Genomic DNA, 23,319 nt, shown 5'->3' with positions numbered 1-23,319 from the left:
GCCGCATGGGCGAGCCCTATTACATCACGACCGCGATCAGCTATCCCAACGGCAAGCCGCATATCGGCCATGCTTATGAAGCCATCGCCGCTGACGTCATCTCCCGCTTCAAGAAAGCGGAAGGCTTCGATGTCCGGTTCCAGACCGGCACCGACGAGCATGGCCTGAAGATGGCGCAGAAAGCGCGCGACCTGGGAATTACGCCTGCGGAACTGGCTACCGAAATGTCCGGTCATTTCAGGGATATGTGCGATGCTTTGAACATCGATTACGATGTATTCATCCGCACGACCGAACCGCGTCACCATGCGGCGACCCAGGAACTGTGGCGCCGCATGGAAGCCAACGGCGACTTGTACCTGGACCGCTACGAGGGCTGGTACTCGGTACGCGACGAAGCCTACTACGACGAAAGCGAACTTGTCCTCGGCGAGAGCGGCGCGAAGCTTTCCCCACAAGGCACGCCGGTCGAATGGACCGTCGAAGAGTCGTGGTTTTTCCGGCTTTCCCGCTATCAGGACAAACTGATCGAGCTTTATACCTCGACCGACTTCATTCGTCCCGAAACGCGCAAAAACGAGATCCTGCGTTTCGTCGAAGGCGGCCTGCGCGATCTTTCGGTATCGCGCACAAGCTTCGACTGGGGGATCAAGGTTCCGGGCAGCGAAAACCATGTGATGTACGTCTGGGTCGATGCCCTGACCAATTACCTCACCGGCCTTGGCTTCCCTGAGGAAGGCGGCGATTTCGCCAAGTTCTGGCCGGCCGACGTCCACCTCATCGGCAAGGACATCGTTCGCTTCCACACCGTCTATTGGCCCGCGTTCCTGATGAGCGCCGGCCTGGCCCTGCCGAAGCAGGTGTTCGGCCATGGCTTCCTGCTCAATCGCGGGCAGAAGGAATCGAAGTCACTCGGCAATGTAACCGATCCCATCGGCCTTGCAGAAACCTTCGGCGTCGACACCTTGCGCTATTTCTTCCTGCGCGAAGTCGCGTTCGGGCAGGATGGCTCCTGGTCCGCCGAAGCGATCGTGACCCGTGCCAATGCAGAATTGGCAAACAGTTTCGGCAACCTCGCGCAGCGAAGCCTTTCCATGATTTTCAAGAACATGGACGGCGATGTTAAGGCTGGTCTTCCCGAAACGGATGCCGACGTCGCACTGCTCGCCGCCGTCGCTGAAGGCATCGCTGGCCTGCGCAAGAGCTTCGAGGAATTCGCGTTCAGTGAAGGCCTGGAAGCCTGGATGCGCGCCGTTTTTGCCTGCAACCAGTACGTTGATGAGCAGGCCCCCTGGGCGCTGCGGAAATCCGATCCCGAGCGCATGGAAGCCGTGCTGATGATGCTGTTCCGCGTCGTCCGGGATCTGGCTCTTGCCGTTCGCCCCGTCGTGCCGACCTCCATCGACAAGCTGCTGGACCAGATGGGCATCGCCTCGGATGCAAGGGATTATGCCGCCCTTGCTGATGGAGACTGGTTCGCGACGCTCGTCGCTTCGGGCTTCAAGGTAGACAAGCCGGTCGGCGTATTTCCCCGCCTTGAGCTGCCGGAGGAAACAGACGCGTGATGCTCATCGATTCGCATTGCCATCTCGAATACGAAGGGCTCGTCGAGGATCAGGAGGGGGTTCTCGACCGTGCGCGCTCGGCCGGCATTCGCGGATTTCTGAACATCTCGACCCGGCGCAGCGAGTGGGAGAGGGTGGTCGCCACGGCCGCCCGGCATCCCGATGTCTGGGCCTCGGTCGGCATTCACCCGCATGAAGCGGACCAGCACGCGGATCTGGGTGAGGGGGCGCTTCTCGAAGCCACCCGTCACCCCAAGGTTATCGGCATCGGGGAAACCGGGCTGGACTACTACTACGACAAGTCCGACCGCGATGTTCAGCAAGCGCTGTTCCGCACGCATATCGTGGTTGCTCGGGAGACAGGACTTCCGGTGATCATCCACACCCGCGATGCCGAGGCGGACACGCTTCGGATCCTGGAAGAGGAAATGGAGAAGGGGGCTTTTCCGGCCCTGATCCACTGTTTCACCGCCAGCGCGGAATTCGGCCGCAATGTTCTGGATCTGGGACTGTCGATCTCGATATCGGGCATAGTCACCTTCAAGAATGCCAAAGACTTGCAGGACGTTGTTGCGACGATTCCTGAAGATCGCATCCTGGTGGAAACGGATTCGCCGTTCCTCGCTCCGGTGCCGCATCGCGGGAAGCCTTGTCAGCCTGCCTACACTGCCGACACCGCGAGGTTCGTTGCCAATCTGCGCGGCATCCCCGTAGAGCAGTTGAGCGAGGCGACCACCCGAAACTTCTTCAATCTGTTCACGAAAGCGGCCGCGTGAAAGTCACGATCCTTGGGAGCGGGACGTCTACCGGGGTTCCACGCCTCGGCGGCGAATTCGGTGCAGATTGGGGACTCTGCGACCCCAACGAACCGAAAAACCGCCGCACACGCGTCGCCATCCTGCTGGAAAGCGATGCGGGAAGCCGCATCCTCGTAGACACGCCGACCGACTTGCGCGCCCAACTGCTAGCGAACGATATCCATCGGATCGACGCGGTTTTCTGGACCCACGATCATGCCGATCATTGCCATGGCATCGATGACCTTCGTCCGCTCCGTTACGGCCGCGCCGGACCTATTCCGGGCTTTTCCAATTCCGAAACGGTCCGCCGCCTTCGCCAGCGCTTTGGATATGTTTTCGCGGGTCAATTCGGTTATCCAACTTTGATTTCCCTGGATAATCTCGACACCATGCGACTTTGCGAGGGTTTCCGGGTAGACCACGTCCAGATGCCTCATGGACCGGCGGAATCCACTGGTTTCCGGTTCGACTGCGATGGCAAGTCGATCTGCTACATGACGGACTTCAGCGAGATCACGCGAGGCATGATCGACTTGTGCTACGGCGCGGATCTGTTGATAGTGGATTGCCTGCGCCGCGAACCGCATCCGACGCATGCGCATCTGGGCATGGCACTGGAAGTGGCAGAGGTCTGCCGCGTAGGTCAGGCTGTGCTGACGCATCTCGACAAGAGCATGGATTATGCCACACTCTGCGCCGAAGTACCCGAAAACGTTCGGGTGGCATTCGATGGGATGGTTATCGAACCATGAGCCAGGCAGGACTGATCGTCGGCATCATATCCGTGATCGGCGCGCTCGTCCTTGTCACAAGCCATTCGCGATTCCGCTCCATGCCCAGAGCAACCACGATCAAGCTGGCGCTGATCTGGGCAGCGATCATCATCGGCGTCGTGCTCATCATCCAGGTCAGCGGTTTCCAGATCCGACAATAGCCGTCGGATCACCAGATCATCAGCCTTTCCGCCCATGATTTAACATAAGATGTATTATCGATCCTCATGACCGAACCTCGCCATCAACAGCTCGATCGCCTCTTGTCCATTATGGCGCGTCTGCGCGATCCGGTGTCTGGTTGCGAATGGGATCTTGCGCAGAATTTCGCGACGATCGCCCCCTATACGATCGAGGAAGCCTACGAGGTCGCCGATGCCATTGCGCGCGAGGATCTTGCCGGCTTGCGCGACGAGCTTGGCGACCTGCTGCTCCAGGTCGTGTTTCATGCTCGCATGGCCGAGGAAGACGGCCATTTCGCGTTCGGCGATGTCGCGGACGCCATCTCGACCAAACTGGAAGTACGCCACCCTCACATATTCGGTGATGACGCCAGCGGAGATGCCCAGACGGAGCGTTGGGAAAAGGTCAAGGCCAAGGAACGCCACGCCAAAGGCGAAACAAGTGCGGTCGATGGCGTAGCGATCTCCCTGCCCGCTCTCATGCGCGCGGAAAAGCTCCAGAAACGAGCGGCGCGCGTTGGTTTCGATTGGCCCGACCCAAGCGGTGCGGCCGAGAAAGTGCACGAGGAAATGGCGGAACTCGCCGAAGCTTCCGAAGCCGAAAAGCTGGAAGAAGCTGGTGACCTGTTGTTTGCAGCCGTCAACCTTGTGCGGTTGAACGGCATCGCACCGGAAGACGCCTTGCGCGCCGCCAATGCCAAGTTCGAACGCCGTTTTCGAGCCATGGAAGCCTTCGCCAACCGCGATGGCAAGTCGTTCGAAGGCCTCCCACTGGATGAGCAGGAGGCCTACTGGCAGGCGGTGAAGACGTCAGAGCGCGCTGAAACGCCCTAGTTCTCGCTCGGCCAGACGAACCTGCAGGCGCAGCATCGGCCCCTCCTCACTCTCGCCCGCGTCCTCTTCCGACAGGACTTCGCCGCGCGCATGCAGGAAAGCGATGCGCTGGCCGTCGCTGGCAGGAAGCACGAAGGTGTAGACCTTGGCTCCCGATGTCAGCGTGGCGCCTACCGTTTCCAGCAGGAATTCGCACCCCATGCCCGTGCGCGCGGAGGCGGGCACGATGATCTCATCAGGCCGCTGCGCCATGGCTTCGCGCATGTCGGCAGCTTGGGTGGGGGTGAGCAGATCCCACTTGTTCCAGACTTCGATGATCGGGATCGATGCAGCGACCTCTTCATCGCCCGCATCCTCGCCCTGCCCGTCCGCCACGCCAAGGTCCGCCAGCACTTCCAGAACCTGGCGCTTTTGCGATTCGGTATCGGGGTTGGCGATGTCGCGAACGTGGAGAATGACGTCTGCGGCGTTCACTTCCTCCAGAGTGGCGCGGAAGGCCGCGACAAGCTGGGTCGGAAGGTCGGAAATGAACCCAACGGTGTCCGAAAGAATCGCCTTTTCGACCGCCGGAAGACGGATTGCGCGCATCGTGGGGTCGAGCGTGGCGAAGAGCAAGTCTTCCGCCATGACATCGGCCCCAGTCAAGCGATTGAACAGCGTGGATTTTCCAGCGTTGGTATAGCCCACCAGCGCAACGATCGGCCAAGGCGCCTTTTCACGGCGATCACGGTGCAGGCCGCGCGTCCGGCGGACTTGCTCCAGTTCGCGCCGGATCTTCGCCATGCGGTCGCGGATCATGCGGCGATCGGCCTCGATCTGCGTTTCGCCCGGACCACCCAGGAAGCCGAAACCACCGCGCTGGCGTTCCAGGTGCGTCCAGCTACGAACAAGGCGGCCAGCCTGGTAGTCCAGATGCGCAAGCTCGACCTGGAGCCGACCTTCGGCGGTTGCCGCGCGCTCGCCAAAGATTTCGAGGATCAGCCCGGTGCGATCGATGACCTTGCGCTTGAGCTTTTCCTCAAGGTTGCGTTGCTGGATCGCGGACAGCGAGCCATCGACAATGATCAGCTCCGCCTCGTTGAGTTCGCAGGCGACCGAGATGTTCTGTATCTGGCCCTCGCCGAAAAGCGTGCCGGCGCGCGGTTCGCGAATGGGGATCGCCATGGCTTCCACCACGACCAGGCCGATTGCCGCGGCAAGGCCCTTGGCCTCTTCGAGACGCGCCTCGGGATCGAGATCCCAGCCTGACCGAGAGCCCGATCGAGACTGGGGACCACGCATCTGCGGATAGACGACGAGGGCACGCGCACCGCGCGTGACCTCGCCCTTGAGTTCGTCGTTCAAATCAGTTCAGCTTCCGGTGTTGTCAGTCTTCGGCTTCTTCATTCGCCTGAAGATCGACCGGAGTCACGGGCTGAATCGTCGAAACGGCATGCTTGTAGGCAAGCTGCACGTAGCCTTCGCGCTCCAGCAGCATGCAGAACAGGTCATAGGCGGCGACACGGCCCTGCAGCATCACGCCATTGATCAAAAACATGGTGACCTGAACGCCGGCATTGCGAATGCTGGAAAGGAACACGTCCTGAAGGACGCGCGTCTTCTTGCCATTGTCGGCGCCGCTGGAAAACTGGCGCGCATCGACCGGGGTCGAGGGCATGATCGTCGAGATCGCGTGCTTGTAGACAAGCTGCGACTGGCCATCGCGGCGCAGAAGAATGGAGAAATTGTCGAACCAGGTGACGATGCCCTGCAACTTCACACCCTTGACCAGGAACATGGTCACCGGCGTCTTGTTCTTGCGCAGGAGGTTGAGGAACTGGTCCTGAAGGTTCTGCCCCTTCCCTGCCGATGTACCGGCCGAGATCGGCGGAGGAGCCACTGCCGCACCGGATTCGGCGGTTTCAGCTTCGGTTTCGGCCTCGGAGGACGAGGTTCGCGGACGAGCGGTCAGCGTACGGCCGGCCATATCATTTCTCCTTCTTTTTGGCGGCCGCTTTGCGGTCCGCGATCTGGTCATCGGAAATTCCCGGGACCGTTCTCGAATCGGAATCTACTCAGTTGCTGCAGTGCAGTAAACGCAGAAAATGTAGCATTCTTGTGACACGTTCGCAAAAAGCGCCCGCGACGGGTTCCGGATCATCGGAAATCCAGCCCCGAAAAGCCTGGATTTCCGATGATGTAAGGTTAGATCGGCTCCTCGCCGTCCAGTTCGCCCTCGCGCCGGTCAGCCATGCCGAGCAGCTTGAGCTTGCGATGGAGTGCAGAGCGCTCCATCCCGATGAATGAGGCCGTCTTCGAGATATTTCCAGAGAAACGACGTATCTGCACCCGCAGATATTCACGCTCGAAGCTCTCCCTCGCCTCGCGAAGGGGCGCGCTCATCATCACGGAAACGCCTGCATCCCCATTGCCACGACTGTTGAAGATTTCCGGCGGCAGCATGTCCGCCTCGATCCTCGACAGCTTCTCGCGCGGGGCCATGATCACCGTGCGCTCCACCACGTTGCGAAGCTGGCGCACGTTGCCCGGCCATTCGTAGGCCTGGAGAGCGGTCATGGCCTCTGGGCTTACCTGCGGCGGGGAAACGCCCTGTTCGTTGGCATAGCGCGCGAAAAAGTGGTCGATCAGGGCTGGAATGTCGTCCCGGCGCTCGCGCAGAGCGGGGATCGTCACCGGGACCACGTTGAGACGGTAGAACAGGTCTTCACGGAAGCGGCGCTCGGCGATTTCCTTTTCAAGATCGCGCGAAGTGGACGAAACCACCCGCACGTCGACGCGGATCTGGCGCGTACCGCCTACGCGAACGAAAGCCTGGTCCGTCAGCACCCGCAAGATGCGCGCCTGGGTCGAGAGCGGCATGTCCGCCACTTCATCGAAGTAAAGCGTCCCGCTGTCGGCGGTTTCCAGCAGGCCTGGACGGATCAAGGCGCCATCGGCCTCCTCGCCGAACAGCTCCTGTTCGAAGCGTTCCGGGGTGATGCGGGCGGAATTGACGCTGACGAAGGCGTTGCCAGCGCGCGGGCTCCAGGCATGGAGCAGGCGCGCGGCCACTTCCTTGCCGGAGCCGGCGGGGCCGGTGATCAGCAGGCGGCTGCCGGTGTTGGCCACGCGCTTCAGCGTGGCGCGGACCTGATTGATGGCCCCGCTCGATCCGGTGAACTCCTCTCCGGTGGAGAAGTCGTGGCGAAGCTGCGCGTTTTCGCGGCGCAGGCGCTCCGTCTCGGTGGCACGACCGACGAGATGAAGCAGCTTTTCCGCTTCGAACGGCTTTTCGATGAAGTCCACCGCGCCCCGGCTGATCGCGGCGACGGCCGTATCGATATTGCCGTGACCCGAAAAGATGATCACCGGCAGTTCCGGTTCGCGGGCCTTGATGGCATCCAGGACTTCGAGCCCGTCCATCGGACTGCCGTGAAGCCATACGTCCAGCAGCACCAGCGAAGGACGGCGGGCGTCGATCGCGGCCAACGCCGCTTCGCTGTCTCCAGCGGTGCGGCATTCGTAGCCTTCATCGCTCAGGACACCGGCGACCAGTTCACGGATGTCGCGCTCGTCGTCGACGATCAGGATTTCGAGAGCCATGACTTTGTCTTCTTGGTGAGGGTGATGGATGGGGAAAGCAGGTTGCGACAGGCCGACATCATTCGGCGGCTTCCTGCTTGCGGGCACCGGTTGCGGAAGCACCCGTTGCGGACGTCTGCGCAACCGGATCGGCGGCGAAGCGCATCGTCACCGTGGTACCGCCGCCGGGAGTGGGCATGAACAGCATTTCGCCGCCGTGCTCTTCGATGATCTTGTTGACGATGGCGAGGCCCAGCCCCGTGCCCTTTTCGCGGGTGGTCACGTAAGGCTCGATGATCCGCTCGCGATCCTGCGAGAGACCGATGCCGTTGTCCGCAATGCGCACGAGAATGGCTTCGGGCAGCGCCTCGACGGACACTGCGATGGCGCCGCGATAGTCCGCATCGGCGTCCTTGGCTTTCGCCTCGATGGCCTCGACGGCGTTCTTGAGAACGTTGGTCATCGCCTGGCCGTATTGATGCCGGTCGCAATCGATGGTGCCGACGGCGGCGTCGCTCCTGAAGCGGAAATCGACGTCCGGCCGCGCTACTTCCTGGAGGAACATCGCCTGACGGGTAAGCGCCACCGGATCTTCCGAGCGGAACACCGGCTTGGGCAGGCGCGCGAAGGACGAGAACTCGTCGACCATCTTCCGCAATTCGCCCACCTGGCGGATGATCGTGCGGGTGAGGTCTTCGAAGAGTTCGGGATTGTCGACGATCTGCTTGCGATAGCGACGGCTGAGACGTTCGGTGGCAAGCTGGATCGGCGTGAGCGGGTTCTTGATCTCGTGCGCGATGCGGCGGGCCACGTCCGACCAGGCCGCGGTGCGCTGGTCGAGAAGCTGGCGGGTGATGTCCTCGAAAGTGATGACATGGCCGGTCGCGTCGCGGCTGACCTTGACCGCGAACGTCAGTAGATCGCCGTTGCGGTTGTACTGGACGAGCCCGCCCGAGCTGCCCTGCTCGATCAGGGCAGCCATCTGCGGCGCCAGATCGGCAAGCGGCATGTCCTCGGGAATTTCCGACCGCATCGTCAGCAGCTTCTGCGCCGTGCTGTTCAGCAGCAGGATACGGCCCTCGGTATCGAGCGAGATGATCCCCGAGGTAACCGATTCCAGCACGGCCTCGATGAAGACGCGGCGTTCGTGCAACTGGCGATTGGCGCCGAGCAACGCCTGGGTCTGCTTTTCGATCTGCGCGGTCATGCGGTTGAACGCGCGGTTGAGCAGGCCGATCTCGTCGGCGCCGGTCCGCCCTTCGATCCGCAGCGCGAAGTTGCCGCTGCCCACCCGGCGCGCGGCGTCCACCAGCTCGTAGAGCGGCTTGACCTGCCTGTCCGCAAAGCGCAGCGCGAACCAGACCGCCAGCCCGACGAGGGCCAGCGAGGCGATGAACAGCGCGACGTTGAATCGCAACTGATAGACGCGGGCCCGGTTCGTCACCACTTCGTAGGCTTGAACGATGTTCTCGGCGTTTTCCGCCCGCTGCCCCTGGCTGAGAGCGAGCAGGTCCGAACTTCGCGCGGCATAGAGGTAGACGCCGGCATCCCTGTCGATCGGGGCGATGGCCACGACGCGATCGTTGTTGGAGGTGACCACCCACAGTTCGCCCTTTGCCAGGCGCTCCTGTGCTTCCGTAGTGATCCTCTTGTCGTCGGTCTTTCCTTCGGGATCGACGATGATTGCGGTCCGTTGGGTGCCGTCGCCGGCGACCTGGATGATCGCCGCTACCGACAGGTTTCGCCGGTAGACCTGGCCTCCGAAGAAGCGCTGGAACTTTTCGCTGATGACGGGCGATTCCGAAAGCTGCTTCCGCGTATCGACGGCCATCGCGACGGATTCGTACCCGACGTCGCGCTGGGTCTGTTCGTAGTATCCGCGCGCCAGCTTGTTCGCGTTTTCGATCAGGCCGCGCGAAGAGTCCGAGAACCAGAACTCCACGCCGGACTGGAACAGCCAGGATGCGAAGACCACCACGAGCAGGGTCGGTACGGCGGAAATCAGCGAGAAGATGAACACCAGCCTGACGTGCATCTGGCCCGTGCCGCCGATGTTCTCGGCGGCACGGCGCAGCGCCATGCGCCGGCCAAGCAGCACCAGGATCGCCATGGCCGGCACCAGGGTGCCGATCAGCAGCGTAGCGGTGAGGTTCGAGGGCAGCAGTTTCCCCTCGTTCCGGAAGTTGACCGCGATCCACGTAATCCCGGTCATGATCAGGAATGCCGCGATCGAAAGCACTTCCATGATGGCAAAGAAGTTCGCGCGCCGCGCAGCAACCTGCATACGCCGCCACCATCGCGGCCAGGCGCGTTTGTGGACCATCAACTCGCTCATCGTTGCACCGTTACAACGCCAGTGTTGCCACTTTGCAAGAGCAAATCCATCAATGCCGCATCATCATCGACGAGCGAATTCCTCAGGGTCTAGCGCCAGTTCGCTTAGGCGTTTGCGCAGGGTGTTGCGATTTATGCCGAGCGCTTGGGCCGCGCGGAGCTGATTTCCGCCGGTTTCCTTGAGCACCTCGGCAAAGAGAGGCCTCTCGAACGCCGCCGCAGCGGCCTGATAGATGGTGCCGTTGGCCGGGCGTTCCTCGGCCAGCCAACGCGTCACGGCCTGTGCGAGATCGCCTCCGGCCTCGCCCAACCCATCGGACGGCAGGGGCGCCGTCTCCACCGCGAGCAAGGGCAGGATGCTGTCCGGATCGATCGCATCCTCGCGGGCCAGGAGGGCCAGTCGATAGATGAAGTTCTTCAGTTCCCGGACGTTGCCTCGCCAGGGCTGGCGCCGCAGCAGGTCTACCGCCTCGACCGTGAGCTGGCGGCGCGGAAGCCCCTCGTTCGCCGCGTGCTGAAGGAAGTGCCGGGCAAGCACCTCGATATCGTCGCGCCGGTCGCGAAGCGGGGGCATGTGGATCGGCACGACGTTGAGCCGGTAGTAGAGATCCTCACGGAACCGACCGGAGGCGATCTCGGGTTCGAGATCCTTGTTGGTCGCGGCGATGATCCGCACGTCGAGCTGGATTTCCTCGCGGCCACCGACACGCCGCACCGTGCCGGACTGCAGCGCGCGCAACAGGCGGGTCTGCGCCTGCATCGGCATGTCGCCGATCTCGTCCAGGAACAGCGTTCCCCCGGCGGCCTGCTCGAACTTGCCGACATGGCGCGCCACCGCCCCCGTGAAGGCGCCTTTCTCGTGACCGAAAAGTTCGCTCTCGATCAGGTCGGCCGGAATGGCCGCCGTATTGACCGCGACGAAAGGCCCCGCGCGGCGATGACCCAGATTGTGCACGGCTTCGGCGACCAGTTCCTTGCCGGTTCCGGATTCGCCCAGGATCAGCACCGTCAGATCGTTGCGGAGTACGCGCGTGATCATGCGGAAGACCGTCTGCATCGCCGTGCTTCTGCCGACCAGGGGCAGGCCGTCGCCCAGCGGTTCCTCTCCCTCGGCAGGCGTGCCCTGCCCCGCGCCCGCCGCCTGCCGGACCGTCCGCGCCAGTTCGTCGATATCGAAGGGCTTCGGGAAATACTCGAAGGCTCCGGTGTCCGTCGCGCGCACGGCAGTGTCGAGCGTGTTCTGCGCGGAGAGGATGACGATGGGCAACGTGGGATGAAGCGTGCGAACACGATCGATCGTCTCGATGCCGTCACCGTCCGGCAACATGACGTCGGTGACGAGCGCCTGGTACGATCCTTCGCCCAGGAGGCGGTCGCGTTCCGCGATCGACTGGCAATGCACCACGCCGAAGCCTTCCGCCTCAAGCGCGGCAGTGATGACGATGGCGATCGAAAGATCGTCCTCGACGAGCAGCACGCTCATGCCGCCGGTTTCCTTCTCGAATAACGGCCCCGGGTTTCGTCGGCCAGTGGCAGGTGGACGCGGAAGTGCGTCAGCCCCCCCTCCTCGTCTCGTTCATGGGTGATGCGTCCGTTCATGTCGCGCACCAGCTTGCGGACCAGTGGCAGGCCGAGCCCCTGTCCGGATTTTTTGGTGGTGACGAACGGCTCGAAGATGTGATCGCGCATGGCCTGATCGACGCCGGAGCCATTGTCAGTCACGCGCAGCTCGATGGGAAGCCGTACCGGCTCACCCGAATCGCTGGTATGAAGCTGAAGCCCGCTGGCGAAGCGGGTCCGGATCGACACCCGCGGAGACGGCTCGCCGCCGCAGGCTTCCAGCGCGTTCGCGATCAGGTTGATGATCACCTGAACCAGCGCGTCCGGACTGCCCAGGACAGAGGGCAAGGAAGGGTCGAACTCCTCGATCACCTTCATCCGCTGCGGCCGCCCCTCATTGGCGGCGGTGAGCACGTCGAGTGCGCGACGCGCCGCCTGATGGAGGTTGCAGGGCTCCACCGGCGCGGTGGTACGGCGGCTCAGCTTCTGCATCTGGTCGATCAGGCTGGCGATCCGGTCGACCTCCAGCGTGATCAGTTCGGTCAGGGCACGATCCTTGTCCGCGACCTTGCGGCCGAGAAGCTGGGCGGCGCCGCGAATGCCCGCCAGCGGGTTCTTGATCTCATGCGCCATGATCTCCGGCCCCCGCAGCACGGCATTGTCGGGGCCGCCGGAATCGTCTCCCAGCGCTTCGGTGGCGGTGTTGTCGTGGATCGTCAGAAGCTGCCAGCCCGGCGTGTCCGCCACGGGCGCGACATTGATGTCGATCCGCCGAACCCCGCGGCCCTTGACCGTGACAACGACCTCGCGCGCCGAGACCGGCGTTTCATAGTCCGCCAGACGGTCACGCAGGCGCTGGTCGGAAAAACTCAGCACGTCCCCCAGGGGCGTGCCGACAAGCAACCGCAGGGACTGGCCGAAGAACTGCTCGGCAGCAGGATTGAGCGAGGCGATCCGCAACCCCGGCTCCAACAGCACGACGGCCTGCGGCAGGCTCGCGAGCAGGCGCGACGCGGCAGGCAATGTCCTTTGCGAGGCCGCAGGCGGTGCCTTTTGCGGAGCCGCAGGCGGGCGGCTCATGCAGCCTGGAGACGAGTGGACGGGGTTTCGCTGCCCTGGTCGCGATAGGGCGCATAGAATTCGGCAAGCGAGCGCAGGACTTCATCGGGCTCGTTGACGAAGTTGATGCGATTGCGGAATTCGGCCGAGCCCTTGATGCCCTTGATGTACCAACCCAGGTGCTTGCGTGCCATCTTCACCCCGGTATCGCTGCCGTAGTGCGAGAGCATGTCTTCGTAATGACGACGGATGATCTCGTACTGCTGACCGAAATCCGGTTCTTCCATCAGTCCGTTGCCGCGCCACCACTGCATGACCTTGGCGAGGATCCACGGCTTTCCGTAAGCGCCACGCCCGATCATCAGGCCATCGGCGCCGGACTGTTCCAGAGCGGCGGCAGCATCTTCGATATCCAGGATATCGCCATTGACGATGACGGGGATCGAAACCGCTTCCTTCACGCCGCGCACAAAGCCCCAGTCGGCCGAGCCCTTGTACATCTGGTTGCGGGTGCGGCCGTGGACCGTGATCATCTGCGCCCCCAGGTCCTCCGCGATGCGGGCAAGTTCGGGCGCGTTGAGGCTGTCATGGCACCAGCCCATGCGCATCTTCACCGTCACCGGCACCTTCACGGCCTTGACCGTCGCCTCGATCAGGCGCGTGGCGAGCGGCACGTCGCGCATCAGCGCGGACCCGGCATCGCCATTGACGACCTTGCGGACGGGGCAGCCCATGTTGATGTCGATGATCGCCGCGCCGCGATCCTCGACCAGCTTGGCGGCCTCCGCCATCTGCTCGGGATCGCAGCCCACCAGTTGCATCGACACCGGATCCTCGGCCTGGTCCCACATCGCCTTCTGGAGCGATACCCGCGTTTCACGGATCGCGGCCGGGCTGGCGATCATCTCGGTGACGTTCAAACCGGACCCGAATTCGCGCACCATGCGGCGGAACGGCAGGTCCGAAACGCCTGTCATCGGTGCGAGCACGACCGGACAGTCGATCGTCACGGGACCGACCTTGATCGGCTTGAGAGCCGGGGGAGTGGGCAGAGTCTTCATTGCGCGAACCGGATATTGCCTGAGAAACGAACGTGTGCCTAAAAAACAGGCAGCGCATAGTGGATTGCCCTCGGCTCGGCAAGCGATTACCGGCAACGACAATGTCGCAAGACCAGTCAGAAACGCCCCAGCGCACCCTCTCCCACCCTTCGACCGCCGCTATCGTCGTGGCCGCCGGCAAGGGCGTGCGCGCGGGCCAGCCCGTGCCCAAGCAGTTCGCGCCCTGGCGCGGCAAGCCGGTCGTCCGCCATTCGGTGGAAGCCCTTGCCCGCGCAGGCGTGGCGCCGATACTCGTCGTCATTCCCGAGGGCGCGGAGGATATGGCTGCACACACTCTCGACGGGATACCCGGCGTCATCTTCACCAACGGCGGCGAGACGCGGCAGGAATCGGTCCGGCTTGGCCTGGAGGTACTGGTCGGCAGCGCGCCCGAACTGGTACTGATCCACGATGCCGCCCGCCCCGTGCTCCCCCCGGCCGTGATCGATCGGCTCGTGGACGCGCTGGCCAGTAGATCCGGCGCGATCCCGGTGCTGCCCGTCGTCGACAGTCTCGCCCATGCCGAGTGCGAGCATGCCACCGAACTGATGGGAGCGCCCGCCCGCCGCGAGGATCTCCGCCGGGTGCAGACCCCCCAGGCCTTCCGCTTCGAGGACATCCTCGCCGCCCATCGCGCCTGGGAAGGTCCGACCACGGCTGGAGACGACGCCCAGGTGGCGCAGGCCTCCGGCATTCAGATCGCGCTCGTCGAAGGAGACGAAGCCTTGCACAAGCTCACTTTCGCCGCCGATTTCGCGACCCATAACGCGACCGGTGCCCCGCCGATCCGCGTCGGCACCGGCTACGATGTCCACCGCCTCGAAGAGGGCGAGGAACTCTGGCTTTGCGGCGTCAGGATCGAGCACACGCACGGCCTCTCCGGCCACAGCGATGCCGATGTCGCCATCCATGCCCTCGTCGATGCCATGCTCGGCGCGGTCGGCCGGGGCGATATCGGCCAGCACTTTCCGCCCAGCGACCCGCAATGGAAAGGCGCCGCATCAGATCGTTTTCTCGCGCATGCCGGGAAGCTCGTCGCCGAGGCCGGGTACGCATTGGGCAACGCCGATGTCACCATCATCTGCGAGGCGCCCAAGATCGGCCCGCACCGCGACGCCATGCGCACGCGTCTTGCGGAAATCCTCGCCGTGGACCCGTCGCTGATCAGCGTGAAGGCAACCACCACCGAAAAGCTGGGTTTTACCGGCAGGTCGGAAGGAATCGCCTGCCAGGCCGCCGTCAGCCTGGTAAGGCTGTAAGGAGATGACGATGCGCAAGACCATCACCCTCGCCCTGGCCTCCGCCCTGGCGATCCTGCCCGGCGTGGCCAGTGCCCAGCAATCATGCCTGACCAAGGCCGAGGCCCGCTCGCTGTTCGGCTATGCCCTCCCGCAGGTCATTTCCGGCACCAGCAAGCGCTGCGCCCAAGTGCTGCCGAGCGATTCGTTCCTGCGCAACCACGGCGCCGAACTGGTCACCCGCTATTCCACGCAGAAGGCCCGCTACTGGCCCGAAGCCAAGGCCGCGTTCCTCAAGCTCGGCTCCGCCAAGGACGCTCAGATGGGCGAGTTCACCCGCAACCTGCCGGACGAATCGCTTCGTCCGCTGGTGGACATAACGGTCGAAGGACTTATTTCTCAGGAGCTTCCGCTCAAGTCTTGCGACAAGGTCGATCTTGCGCTCGACCTGCTTTCCCCGCTTCCGCCCGAAAATACCGCCGGCCTGATCGCGCTGCTTCTCGAAGTCACCTCAAAGGCCGACGAAGTGGCGCCCGGCAAGGCGAAACTTGGCGGCTTCTCGCTCTGCAAGGACTGACCATGCCCGGCGACATTCTCTTTCCTCAGGATCTCTACGACCTCGCCGCACGCGTGATTGCGGAGAACAAGGCGCTGGGGCGCAAAGTCGCGCTGGCCGAGAGCTGCACCGGCGGCCTCGTCTGCGCGGCATTGACCGAAGTGCCAGGCTCCTCGGCCGTGCTCGACCGCGGCTTCGTGACCTATTCGAACGAATCGAAGCAGGAAATGCTGGGCGTTCCTTCCGACATCATCGACACGCTCGGCGCCGTCTCGCCCGCCACGGCCTGGGCCATGGCGCAAGGCGCGATCGCGCATAGCCATGCCGATGTCGCCGTGGCCATCAGCGGCATCGCCGGACCGGACGGTGGCAGCGACCTCAAGCCGGTCGGCACGGTGGTATTCGCCCGTGCCCATCGCGGCGAGGAAGAGGTCCATGCCGAGCAGAAGCTGATCGCTGGCGCGAGCCGGGCGGAAATCCGCCATCATGCGGCCGTGGTGGCACTGGAACTGCTGTTGCCGGGAACCGAGCTGCCGGCTTACGCCGATTGAGCAGACGCTAATAGATCAAACGTCGTCCCGGACTTGATCCGGGACCGCTGGCCGAGCCGCGCCTTGCTCGCAGCCGAGCGCCTAAAGACTGCCAGCGGTCCCGGATCAAGTCCGGGACGACGGGGTTCAAGCCTTAATCAAACCGGCTCGCCATAAAGCTCGTGCGCGCGGGTTTCGAATGCCGCGACCATCTTGCGAAAAGCCTTGTCGAAATACTGGCCGGCCAGTTTCTCGAACAGGGCGTTGCGAAAACTGAAGCGCACGTCGAACTCGATGTCGCAGCTATGGGCATCCACGGGGTGGAATATCCAGTGGTTGTGGAGATCCTTCATCGGACCATCCACGTAATGCACCTTAATCTCTCGCGGGTGCACCTTCTCCACGCGCGAGGTGAACTTTTCCCGCAAAGCCTTGAAGCCGACGAGCATGTCCGCAACCATCTCGGTTTCGGTGTCCGACTTCACGCGGGTGGCTACCACCCAGGGAAGGAATTCCTGATAGCGGCCCACGTCCGCGACCAGGTCGAACATCTGCTGGGCGCTGTAAGGCAGCCGCTGGGTTTCGTGAATTCCAGGCATGCGTCAGGCTTTCTGCGCGACCTTGGGTGCCTTTGCCGCCAGCTTCGCTTCACGCGAAGCGCGCATCTCGGCGAAGTCCTTGCCGGCATGGTAGCTCGAACGCGTCAGCGGCGAGGAAGCAACCTGAAGAAAGCCCTTGGCGCGGGCGATGGCGCCATAGGCATCGAAAGCCTTGGGCGTGACGAATTCCTTGACCTCGGCATGCTTCGGAGTCGGGCGCAGATATTGGCCCATGGTCAGGAAGTCGATGTCCGCGCAGCGCATGTCGTCCATCACCTGATGCACTTCGAGGCGCTCTTCGCCCAGACCCAGCATGACGCCGGACTTGGTGAAGATCAGCGGATTGTGGGCCTTTACCTCTTCCAGCAGGCGCAGCGACGCATAGTAGCGCGCGCCGGGGCGGATCGTGGGGTAAAGCCGGGGAACGGTTTCCAGGTTGTGGTTGTAGACGTCCGGCCCCGCCTCGACGATCGCCTCGACGGCACGGCGCATCTTTCCGCGGAAGTCCGGGGTCAGGATCTCGATGGTGGTGTTCGGCGTCGCCGCGCGCAGGGCCTGGATCACCTTCACGAACTGGTTCGCGCCGCCGTCCGGCAGATCGTCGCGGTCGACCGAGGTGATGACGATATGCTCAAGCCCGGTCTTGAGTGCCAGTTCGGCCACGTGCTCCGGCTCGGAAGGATCGACTCGGCCGGGCATGCCCGTCTTCACGTTGCAGAAAGCGCAGGCGCGGGTGCAGGTGTCGCCCAGGATCATCACCGTGGCGTGCTTCTTGGTCCAGCATTCGCCGATGTTCGGGCAGGCCGCCTCTTCGCAGACCGTGTTGAGCTTCAGGTCGCGCATCAGCTGGCGGGTCTCGCCATAACCCTTGCTGGTCGGCGCTTTCACGCGGATCCAGTCGGGCTTGCGCTGACGTTCGGGCTTCTGCTCGGGACTTGGCACGGAAGAAAGATCGTTCATGCCGTCCAGATAGTCGCAAGCTTGCCCGCTTGCCAGTGCGAATATCCGGACTAAGGGTTGCGTGCGTTTCAATTGGAGGCAAGCCATGACCGATTCCAGCGCCCCGCAGCCCGAACAACGCGTCCTCGATAACCTGCTTCAGGGATATCGCCGTTTTCGCAGCAGCGGCTGGAGCCCCCATCGCGAACGTTGGGAGCGCCTTAGCGAAGGCCAGCAGCCCGAAGTGATGATCGTGGCCTGCTCCGACAGCCGCGTGGACCCCGCGCAGATCTTCGACGTGGACCCCGGTGAAATCTTCGTGGTTCGCAACGTCGCCGCATTGGTCCCGCCCTTCGAGACCACGCCCGGCCACCATGGTGTGTCCGCCGCGCTGGAATTTGCGGTCCAGGTGTTGAAGGTCAAGGAAATCGTGGTCATGGGCCACGGCATGTGCGGCGGCTGCAAAGCTGCCCTCACCCAGGAACTTCACGGGGCGGAACCCGGTCAGGGCGGCTTCATCGCCGACTGGATATCGATGCTGGACGATGCCCGCGCGCCGGTTGCCGCCGAGTTTGGAACGACGGGACGATCGGCCGAACGCCAGATGGAGCAGGCAGCCGTGCGTGTCAGCCTCGACAACCTGATGACCTTCCCCTGCGTGCGCCACAAGGTAGGCAAAGGCGATCTCAAGCTGCGCGGCGCCTTCTTCGCCATCTCCGACGGGCAACTGCACCTGATGGACGAAGCCACGGGAGCGTTCGCTCCCGCTTCGTAACGGCCTGAAACCGGTCCAGGAAAAAGAAAGGGGCGGCGGGGATAATCCCCCGCCGCCCCTTTGCTTTCAGGTCCAAAGAGTCGGCTCAGGAAGCCGGAGTACCCTTCGAAGCGGCATAAGCGGCCCAGAGCTTGGCCACGGGCGCGCGCGTGCCGGTAACCTTGGCTAGAGTGCCCTGCGCATCGGCGCTCTTGCCCTGCATGGCCTGCGCCATGCCGAGGCGCAGATTCGCCTTGTTAGCATCGACGCCCGGCTTGCCGAGGGCAGCCTTGTAGAGCGCTTCCGCCTTGGCATAGTCCTCGTAGCTGAGGAACACGTCGCCCGCACCCGTGACCTGCGCGGCTGTCGCGGCGGGCTTCAGGGCATCGCGCTCGCTCGCCGGCAGCGAGGCCTTATCGGCGGCGACACGGCCGGCCGTGTTGGCGCGATCGGGAACGTCAGCCTGGGTCAGCAGGTTCTTCGAAAGCCCCTGGTCCATGACCTTCACGGCCTCACCCGGGAATGCGCGGGGATCGACGTTCTGGAGATATTCCAGATAGTCGCGCTTGTCCTTCATCGCGCCGGTGGCGTACATTAGGCGCATGAGGTCGAGGTTCTCGGCGTTCTGCAGCGAGGCAAGCTGACGCACGATCGAGGTCGAGATATTCCACGAGGCAGGGCTCGGGTAATACTGCGCCAGCATCGCGGCATATTCGGTCGACGGCGCAAGCTGCTTGGCATCGTAGGACGCCTGGAGCGCGCTGCGGATCGAGGTCTCGCTCGGCTTCGCGCCGCTGGCCTTGGCCGCTTCGAGTTCCTGCTTCACCATATCCAGGGCCGCCTGCGGGTTGTTCGACCGCTTGTAGGAATCGGCCAGCAGCGGCTGGATCATGTTCTGCGTATCGCGATAGCCGCCATCGAAGGACTGCTTGAGATAGCGCGCGGCGACATCGTAGGAACCGCTCTGGTAGGCGGTCACGCCGGCGAGATACTGGACCTGGCCCAGCGATTCGGGGCTGGTCTGGCCGCTGTCGAGCATCATGACGAGGCCCTTATGCTGCATCGCCGGGTCGTTCATAAGAACGCCCACGTTGCGGGTCATCTCACCCTGCTTCAGCTTGTCGAACGGCTGGGTGGCCTGAGCCTCGGCCGTCTGGAGCTGCGCAAGCACGCCGCCCATCGCAGCGTCCACTTCCGCGCGCGCCGCAGCCTTTTCGGCATCGGTCTTGGCGGCCTGGGCCTTCTGCGAAGCGGCCTGAACGGCGGCATTCGCCTTGGATTCGGCGATCGCCTTGTCTACCGGGGCAGCGACAGCGGAATATTCCTTAGAGAACGCCGCCTTGGCAGGCGCCTTCTCCTTCTCCTTGGCAACAACCATGGTCGGCGCAGCCGCTGCGGCGATACCGCCGGTCATGGCCACGGCCAGCGCGATACGGGAAATCAGGAACTTGCGAGCCATTCAGGCCAACTCCTCATCAAGACACGGTGAAGACGCGCCAGAAAGCGCGGCTCCCAAAACTGGTGCTGCCGGTGTGGCGGCGAAACCGCCCTTTGGCAACCTGAAGGCGGTATTAGATATCCGCCACTGAACGCTGTTTGAATGCAATTCATCGCAGGCCAAGCGGTTCCCACCCCCGGTAGAGCCGCTGCCCTACTCCCTTCACCCCTAAGGTGTGGACAAATGTGCGCAGGGCAGCCCTCCCTGCCCTGTCCTTGTGGCTTTCCCCCCGCGCATGTCCTAGGGCGATCCATCACCCTTTGTCCCGCAGCAACGAACGATCCAGCGCGTGAGCGACGACACCGACATGAACGGCCCCGAGCACATCGGTCCCGAAGGCGAATACACCCGCATCGACATCGTCGATGAGATGAAGACGAGCTATCTCGATTACGCGATGAGCGTGATCGTGAGCCGCGCCCTGCCCGACGTGCGCGACGGCCTGAAGCCGGTCCACCGCCGCATCCTCTATGCCTGCCAGGAAGCGGGCTACGTCGCCGGTCGTCCCTACCGCAAGTCGAGCCGCATCGTCGGCGACGTCATGGGTAAGTATCACCCCCATGGCGACAGCGCGATCTACGACGCCCTGGCGCGCCTGACGCAGCCGTGGTCGATGCGACTTCCGCTGATCGACGGTCAGGGCAACTTCGGTTCGATGGACCCCGATCCGCCGGCCGCCATGCGTTACACGGAAGCCCGCCTCGACAAGGTGGCGAACGAGCTTCTGTCGGACATCGACAAGAACACCGTCGATTTCGCCGACAACTACGACGGCTCCGAAAGCGAGCCGACCGTGCTTCCCGCGCGCTTCCCGAACCTGCTGGTCAACGGCGCGGGTGGCATCGCGGTCGGCATGGCCACGAACATTCCGCCGCACAACCTGGGCGAAGTGATCGACGGCTGCCTGGCCATGATCGACAATCCGGCGACCACGGTCGAAGATCTGATCCAGATCATTCCGGGCCCCGACTTCCCCACCGGCCCGCTGATCCTGGGCCAGGGCGGCGCCCGCAACGCCTACCTGACCGGCCGCGGCTCGATCATCATGCGTTGCCGCCACGAGATCGAGGAAGGCCGGGGAGACCGTCGCTCGATCGTCCTCACCTCGATTCCCTATCAGGTCGGCAAGTCGAACCTCGTCGAGAAGATCGCCGAGGCCGCCAAGGAAAAGCGGATCGAGGGCATCTCGGACATCCGTGACGAATCCAACCGCGAGGGCGTTCGCGTCGTCGTCGATCTCAAGCGCGACGCGACCCCCGAAGTCGTGCTCAACCAGATCTGGCGCAATACGCCTGCCCAGTCGAATTTCGCCGCGAACATGCTGGCGATCCACGGCGGCCGTCCGGAAGTGTTCAACCTTCGCGGCTTCCTCCAGGCCTTCATCCAGTTCCGCGAAGAAGTCATCACCCGTCGCACCAAGTTCGAACTGAACAAGGCGCGCGACCGGGCGCACATCTTGCTGGGCCTGGTCGTGGCGGTGTCGAACCTCGACGAAGTCGTGGTGATGATCCGCAGCGCGCCGAACCCCGCAACGGCACGCGTGCGCCTGATGGCCAAGGAATGGCCGATCGGTGACATCGCGCCCTATATCAGGCTGGTCGAGGCGATCGAGCCCAGCGCCGAGCAGGACGGCGGATCGTACCGGCTCTCCGAGATCCAGGTGAAGGCGATCCTCGACTTGCGCCTGCATCGTCTTACGGCCCTGGGCCGCGACGAGATCGGCGACGAACTCAAGGAACTGGCGACCGCGATCGAGGAATATCTCTCGATCCTGGCAGATCGCGTGAAGCTCTACGGCGTCATGCGCGGCGAACTCGTCGCCGTGCGCGAACTCTATGCCACGCCGCGTGTCTCGCAGCTCACCGGCGCCGCCGAAGGCATCGAGGACGAAGACCTCATCGAGCGTGAGGACATGGTCGTCACCGTGACCATGGACGGCTACATCAAGCGTACGCCGCTCTCGACGTTCCGCGCCCAGGCGCGCGGCGGCAAGGGCCGCGCCGGCATGGCAACGAAGGACGAGGACGTCGTCACGACGATGTTCGTCACTTCGACGCACAATCCGGTGCTGTTCTTCTCGACGGCGGGCAAAGTCTACCGCCTCAAGGTCTACAAGCTGCCCGAAGGCGGCCCGACCACGCGCGGCCGTCCGATCGTCAATCTCCTGCCTTCGCTGGACAAGGACGAGACGATCCAGACCGTTCTCGCCTTGCCGGAGGACGAGAAGGAATGGAGCAAGCTCTCGGTCGTCTTCGCAACCGCCAAGGGCAATGTCCGCCGCAACTCCATGGACGCCTTCGCGAACATCCCGTCAAACGGCAAGTTTGCGATGAAGTTCGACGACGACAGCGAGGATCGCCTGATCGGCGTGGCGCTGCTCGACCAGTCGGACGACGTCCTGCTGGCTAGCCGCCAGGGCAAGGCGATCCGCTTCGCCGGCGACCTGGTCCGCGAATTCGCGAGCCGCACGTCGACCGGCGTGAAGGCGATGACGCTGAAGGAAGGGGACGAGGTCATCTCGCTTTCAATCCTCCACCGCGTCGGCGTGAAGGACCAGGACGAACGTGAGGCCTATCTCCGCTTCGCCCCCTGGAAGGGCGAACGCGACGGCGAAAGCACGCTCGAACCCGAACGGCTCGCCTATCTGGTCGAGAAGGAGCAGTTCATCCTCACGGTCTGCGCCAACGGCTACGGCAAGCTGTCCTCGGCCTACGAGTACCGCCGCACCGGCCGTGGCGGTCAGGGCATCACCAATATCGACAACATCGACCGCAACGGTCCGGTCGTCGCCAGCTTCCCGGCTAGCCGCGCCCACCAGCTGATGCTGGTGACCGACCAGGCCAAGCTGATCCGCCTGCCGCTCGAATCGCTTCGCGTGATCGGCCGCGGTTCGGCGGGCGTGCGTCTGTTCAACGTGTCCAACAACGAACACGTCGTCAGCGCCGTGCGCCTGGATGAGCCGGTCGAGGAAGAAGTGGCAGAGCTGGCAGCCGAAGGCGAAGCGTCTGCCACCGAACAGGCTCCGGAAGCCGCTCCGCCGGCAGATCAAGCGCCGGACACCGAGGCGTGACCGATCGCGTCGCCTACAAGATTCTGACCGGAGAGCAGCTTGAAACGCTGCTCTCCAACGGGATCTTCACCGGAGCGCCGATCGACCACGCCGACGGCTATATCCATATGTCGACCGCCACGCAGGCGCAGGAGACGCTGGATAAGCACTTCGCCGGGCAGACCGGGCTCGGTATAGCTGCCGTGGACCTGACCGCACTCGGCGATGCCGTGAAGTGGGAAGTCTCGCGCGGCGGCGCACTGTTCCCGCATATCTATGCCGACCTGCCGCTCTCGGCCGTGATCGCCCACGGCCCGGTCGAACGGGACGCAGCCGGAAAGCTCATCCTGCCCGCCTCCTGAAATTCTGCGCGCCCTTCCCTGACGGC

21 protein-coding genes are annotated in these 23,319 nt (G+C 63.6%); 11 read left to right on the top strand and 10 right to left on the bottom strand.

The window, feature by feature from the left end; translation table 11 throughout:
* Nucleotides 1-5: 5 nt before the first annotated feature.
* The 5 genes from metG (at nucleotide 6) to mazG (ending at nucleotide 4,154) form a co-directional block, all read left to right on the top strand.
* Nucleotides 6-1,565, top strand: a complete 1,560-nt coding sequence (metG, locus tag ACI3K3_RS04160) for a methionine--tRNA ligase (protein ID WP_404912279.1) — start codon at nucleotides 6-8, stop codon at nucleotides 1,563-1,565.
* Nucleotides 1,565-2,341 carry a TatD family hydrolase gene (locus ACI3K3_RS04155; protein ID WP_404912277.1) on the top strand — a complete coding sequence of 259 codons (777 nt, stop codon included), beginning with the start codon at nucleotides 1,565-1,567 and terminating at the stop codon, nucleotides 2,339-2,341. Before metG ends, ACI3K3_RS04155 begins: the two co-directional genes overlap by 1 nt.
* Nucleotides 2,338-3,117 carry an MBL fold metallo-hydrolase gene (locus tag ACI3K3_RS04150; protein WP_404912275.1) on the top strand — a complete coding sequence of 260 codons (780 nt, stop codon included), beginning with the start codon at nucleotides 2,338-2,340 and terminating at the stop codon, nucleotides 3,115-3,117. The genes ACI3K3_RS04155 and ACI3K3_RS04150 overlap by 4 nt, the downstream gene beginning before the upstream one ends.
* Nucleotides 3,114-3,299: a hypothetical protein gene (locus tag ACI3K3_RS04145; RefSeq protein WP_404912274.1), complete on the top strand. Its 186-nt coding sequence runs from the start codon at nucleotides 3,114-3,116 to the stop codon at nucleotides 3,297-3,299. The genes ACI3K3_RS04150 and ACI3K3_RS04145 overlap by 4 nt, the downstream gene beginning before the upstream one ends.
* A gap of 66 nt (nucleotides 3,300-3,365) precedes the next feature.
* Nucleotides 3,366-4,154, top strand: coding sequence for a nucleoside triphosphate pyrophosphohydrolase (mazG, locus tag ACI3K3_RS04140; RefSeq protein ID WP_404912273.1), 789 nt, complete (start codon nucleotides 3,366-3,368; stop codon nucleotides 4,152-4,154).
* On the opposite strand, the gene hflX is transcribed toward mazG, so the two are convergent.
* The 7 genes from hflX to dusB form a co-directional block, all read right to left on the bottom strand.
* Nucleotides 4,131-5,498 (bottom strand): GTPase HflX, encoded by a 1,368-nt coding sequence (gene hflX, locus ACI3K3_RS04135; RefSeq protein ID WP_404912271.1) that lies wholly within the window; start codon nucleotides 5,496-5,498, stop codon nucleotides 4,131-4,133. The genes mazG and hflX overlap by 24 nt on opposite strands.
* 22 nt (nucleotides 5,499-5,520) lie before the next feature.
* A complete protein-coding gene (gene hfq / locus ACI3K3_RS04130) occupies nucleotides 5,521-6,120 on the bottom strand; it encodes an RNA chaperone Hfq (protein ID WP_404912269.1) in 600 nt (199 codons plus the stop codon).
* Nucleotides 6,121-6,338: 218 nt separating this feature from the next.
* Entirely contained in the window at nucleotides 6,339-7,736 is a 1,398-nt protein-coding gene (locus ACI3K3_RS04125) for a sigma-54-dependent transcriptional regulator (protein ID WP_404912267.1), read from the bottom strand.
* Nucleotides 7,737-7,794: 58 nt separating this feature from the next.
* Entirely contained in the window at nucleotides 7,795-9,999 is a 2,205-nt protein-coding gene (locus tag ACI3K3_RS04120; protein WP_404912374.1) for an ATP-binding protein, read from the bottom strand.
* A gap of 114 nt (nucleotides 10,000-10,113) precedes the next feature.
* A complete protein-coding gene (locus tag ACI3K3_RS04115; RefSeq protein WP_404912266.1) occupies nucleotides 10,114-11,532 on the bottom strand; it encodes a sigma-54-dependent transcriptional regulator in 1,419 nt (472 codons plus the stop codon).
* Nucleotides 11,529-12,689 (bottom strand): nitrogen regulation protein NR(II), encoded by a 1,161-nt coding sequence (locus ACI3K3_RS04110; RefSeq protein ID WP_404912264.1) that lies wholly within the window; start codon nucleotides 12,687-12,689, stop codon nucleotides 11,529-11,531. Before ACI3K3_RS04110 ends, ACI3K3_RS04115 begins: the two co-directional genes overlap by 4 nt.
* Nucleotides 12,686-13,729 (bottom strand): tRNA dihydrouridine synthase DusB, encoded by a 1,044-nt coding sequence (dusB, locus tag ACI3K3_RS04105; protein ID WP_404912262.1) that lies wholly within the window; start codon nucleotides 13,727-13,729, stop codon nucleotides 12,686-12,688. The genes ACI3K3_RS04110 and dusB overlap by 4 nt, the downstream gene beginning before the upstream one ends.
* Before the next feature lie 101 nt (nucleotides 13,730-13,830).
* On the opposite strand from dusB, the gene ACI3K3_RS04100 reads away from it, so the two are divergent.
* From ACI3K3_RS04100 to ACI3K3_RS04090, 3 genes are read left to right on the top strand one after another with little or no spacing between them, the layout of a single operon-like run.
* Nucleotides 13,831-15,027: a bifunctional 2-C-methyl-D-erythritol 4-phosphate cytidylyltransferase/2-C-methyl-D-erythritol 2,4-cyclodiphosphate synthase gene (locus ACI3K3_RS04100; RefSeq protein ID WP_404912261.1), complete on the top strand. Its 1,197-nt coding sequence runs from the start codon at nucleotides 13,831-13,833 to the stop codon at nucleotides 15,025-15,027.
* Between the two features lie 10 nt (nucleotides 15,028-15,037).
* A complete protein-coding gene (locus ACI3K3_RS04095; RefSeq protein ID WP_404912260.1) occupies nucleotides 15,038-15,583 on the top strand; it encodes a hypothetical protein in 546 nt (181 codons plus the stop codon).
* A 2-nt stretch (nucleotides 15,584-15,585) separates the two neighbouring features.
* Nucleotides 15,586-16,113 (top strand): CinA family protein, encoded by a 528-nt coding sequence (locus tag ACI3K3_RS04090; RefSeq protein WP_404912258.1) that lies wholly within the window; start codon nucleotides 15,586-15,588, stop codon nucleotides 16,111-16,113.
* Nucleotides 16,114-16,250: 137 nt separating this feature from the next.
* Here the strand turns inward: ACI3K3_RS04090 and ACI3K3_RS04085 are convergent, their stop codons facing one another.
* Both ACI3K3_RS04085 and lipA read right to left on the bottom strand, forming a co-directional pair.
* Nucleotides 16,251-16,691, bottom strand: a complete 441-nt coding sequence (locus ACI3K3_RS04085) for a type II toxin-antitoxin system RatA family toxin (RefSeq protein WP_313440225.1) — start codon at nucleotides 16,689-16,691, stop codon at nucleotides 16,251-16,253.
* A 3-nt stretch (nucleotides 16,692-16,694) separates the two neighbouring features.
* Nucleotides 16,695-17,651: a lipoyl synthase gene (lipA, locus tag ACI3K3_RS04080; RefSeq protein WP_404912256.1), complete on the bottom strand. Its 957-nt coding sequence runs from the start codon at nucleotides 17,649-17,651 to the stop codon at nucleotides 16,695-16,697.
* Between the two features lie 85 nt (nucleotides 17,652-17,736).
* Between lipA and ACI3K3_RS04075 the strand changes: the two genes are divergently transcribed.
* Nucleotides 17,737-18,405: a carbonic anhydrase gene (locus ACI3K3_RS04075; protein WP_404912254.1), complete on the top strand. Its 669-nt coding sequence runs from the start codon at nucleotides 17,737-17,739 to the stop codon at nucleotides 18,403-18,405.
* A gap of 85 nt (nucleotides 18,406-18,490) precedes the next feature.
* Here the strand turns inward: ACI3K3_RS04075 and ACI3K3_RS04070 are convergent, their stop codons facing one another.
* The gene (locus ACI3K3_RS04070; RefSeq protein ID WP_404912253.1) at nucleotides 18,491-19,843 is read right to left on the bottom strand and encodes a hypothetical protein; all 1,353 of its coding nucleotides are present in this window, start codon (nucleotides 19,841-19,843) and stop codon (nucleotides 18,491-18,493) included.
* A gap of 346 nt (nucleotides 19,844-20,189) precedes the next feature.
* Between ACI3K3_RS04070 and gyrA the strand changes: the two genes are divergently transcribed.
* A complete protein-coding gene (gyrA, locus tag ACI3K3_RS04065) occupies nucleotides 20,190-22,952 on the top strand; it encodes a DNA gyrase subunit A (RefSeq protein WP_404912372.1) in 2,763 nt (920 codons plus the stop codon).
* Nucleotides 22,949-23,293 carry a DUF952 domain-containing protein gene (locus tag ACI3K3_RS04060; RefSeq protein ID WP_404912252.1) on the top strand — a complete coding sequence of 115 codons (345 nt, stop codon included), beginning with the start codon at nucleotides 22,949-22,951 and terminating at the stop codon, nucleotides 23,291-23,293. The genes gyrA and ACI3K3_RS04060 overlap by 4 nt, the downstream gene beginning before the upstream one ends.
* Nucleotides 23,294-23,319 lie beyond the last annotated feature (26 nt).

The organism is Novosphingobium sp. ZW T3_23 (assembly GCF_044987305.1).
Taxonomy (GTDB): domain Bacteria; phylum Pseudomonadota; class Alphaproteobacteria; order Sphingomonadales; family Sphingomonadaceae; genus Novosphingobium.
Note: the sequence above shows the minus strand (reverse complement) of the source record. Positions and strands in the feature narration are given on the sequence as shown.